At 37.8% G+C, this 2,356-nt stretch carries 1 protein-coding gene; it reads right to left on the bottom strand.

The annotated features are described in order from the left end of the window. Positions 1-573: 573 nt before the first annotated feature. Complete coding sequence (locus ACYIAL_RS12645; protein WP_483751119.1) at positions 574-2,187, bottom strand: PH domain-containing protein; 1,614 nt, start codon at positions 2,185-2,187, stop codon at positions 574-576. Positions 2,188-2,356: the final 169 nt, after the last annotated feature.

Raw genomic sequence — 2,356 nt, 5'->3', positions numbered from 1 at the left:
CCATTTCCATATATAAGCCTTATTCAGCTTAATTTATTTTTATGTAATCAAATTAATTTGCCAGATAAATTTTGATAGTTTACCCACCTTTTTTATGAATAGTCCTGTAAAAATCATGCTATAAACACCTGAAATATACAAAGGGCACTACATCACGAAAGGAGCAAAGTAAATTATAAACAAAAATTAACATTGCTTGAAAGCAAAAAAACATGTTTTATTAAGATTTATTAACGTTTATTAGAGTTTATTAAGATGAAAGTTAAGCTAGCTGCTTTTAAAAATACCAAAGAACCCAATACTGCAATTTTCCCTAAACTGCATGGAGAATTAAAAGACAAACAATAAAGCAAATAATTCCCATATGTATAAAGGTATTTTCAAATAAACCCGAGGAATTGCTTGATAGATAAAAGATATAGAAAAGAATGTAGCTGCCACCATTCGCGCAAGATTGCTATTTTAATTGACCTTCACTCAATGCCACCTATCTTTTGATAAGTGGCTAATCATCACTGTTTTAATGACTGGTGACAGAATTAACATAATCGCACATCTAACACATCATCACCTTTAAGGACTGACACATGCTGCTTGTACATTGCGTCCAGAATCATCATAAGACCATATACCACCATCGATTGCGTAAACGGTAAAATGTTTATTAGGCTCGCGCAGGGAAGCCGTCCAAAATCCATCGGAAGAGCTACCACTTATCTCCCAAGGAACAGCATAATCTCCTTCTTGTAGGGTATCCTCTTCATTGCTCCATGGATATGAACTAGCCATACGCCCCCATTCATTAAATAATCCCCCTACCCAACGGTTGCCACGCTTAAAACTTAAGCGTCGTTGATATCCGTAAAAATCACCCAACTCTGGTAGACCACCAGTCCAACCGAGCCACGGTTCATTGTTATTAGTGTAATCATTAACATCGGGGAGACGATAATGACTACCTAACCCTTGACAAAACTGTATAGCTTGCTCATATGTCATCGGGTTATATTCCAAATGCCGATTTTTTAGAATGACTGGATTATTTATATACCAACGCTCTATCTTAAAGCTATAAAGTAATTTAGTATGGCTACTATCTGCGTAAAGCTTAAATACCGAAGGCGAAAAACGCTTATCTTTTGAATCAAGCGTTGGCCCTTTTAGCTTTATCTTTAGACCGCTTCTAACATCTATCGGTCTTGCATTCCAGCGTTCTTCATCTGCTCTCCCCCATGTCGGATCCCAATTTACCTTGTCAGCAGAGAGGGACAAAGTAACGCCATGCCCACTCTCCGCACTAACAGTAGCACCATTTGCGGCAATAATCTGTTCTGGCGTTATGCCTGATAATATTAAGAAAAAGTGTAAACCATCTGCCCCAGTTGTCGGGAAGTTATCACTGGGCTTATCGGCATCATTCACTTTAAATCCCACAAATGACACCCAATTAGGACCATTCATACGGTCGTCATGTCGAATTCCCCCCGAATATAGAATATTAGGGGAGGCATAACAGGCTGCTGGTTTGTCTGTCTTAACTCCAAGATAATAAGTGTGTCTGATATCATTAAAAGTGCTGGTTTGTGGCACGCCATACTCGGTTGATAAGCTACCCTTAGTTGCCGTAATGGTCAGTTGATAAGGCACATCACAAGCCGTTAATAATTTATTCGGGTTGGCTTTAATTTCGGCTGTAATATCTTTATTATTGGCGTTTTTCCATGCAACTGTTAGGCTACCTGTCGCGCTGGCATTTCCATCACCATCGGTATCTCCCCAATAATTATAGGGTTCAGCAATTAAATTATTCAGTTCAATTCGAGGATAATGACTATTACCCACTAATGGCACTAATGTTTGAATATCAGCAAAGGTTTTGGTTTCGCTGGGTAATGTTATAGGAGTGTTAAAGCTTGAATTATCTATCTTTGCGTTAGGATATAAATCAGTATTTGCACCCGGAGCAATATACAAGCTGCCATCTGGGAATTTTATACCGAGCAAACCTTCGTCACTCATTGCCTTGGTTACACCACCATCCATACTTAAATAAGGTGCACTCCCCTGTATAATGTTAGTGGTCGTTGCCGATAGCGCAATAGCTTTTGTTGAGACCATTAAGCCCAATAATGCTGTTGATGTTCGTTTTGTTAATTGTTCAAAAGATGTGACTTTTCGTTCCATCATTACTATTACCCATTTCCATATATAAGCCTTATTCAGCTTAATTTATTTTTATGTAATCAAATTAATTTGCCAGATAAATTTTGATAGTTTACCCACCTTTTTTATGAATAGTCCTGTAAAAATCATGCTATAAACACCTGAAATATACAAAGGGCACTACATCACGAAA

This window comes from Gilliamella sp. X-57, from assembly GCF_057063565.1.
Note: the sequence above shows the minus strand (reverse complement) of the source record. Positions and strands in the feature narration are given on the sequence as shown.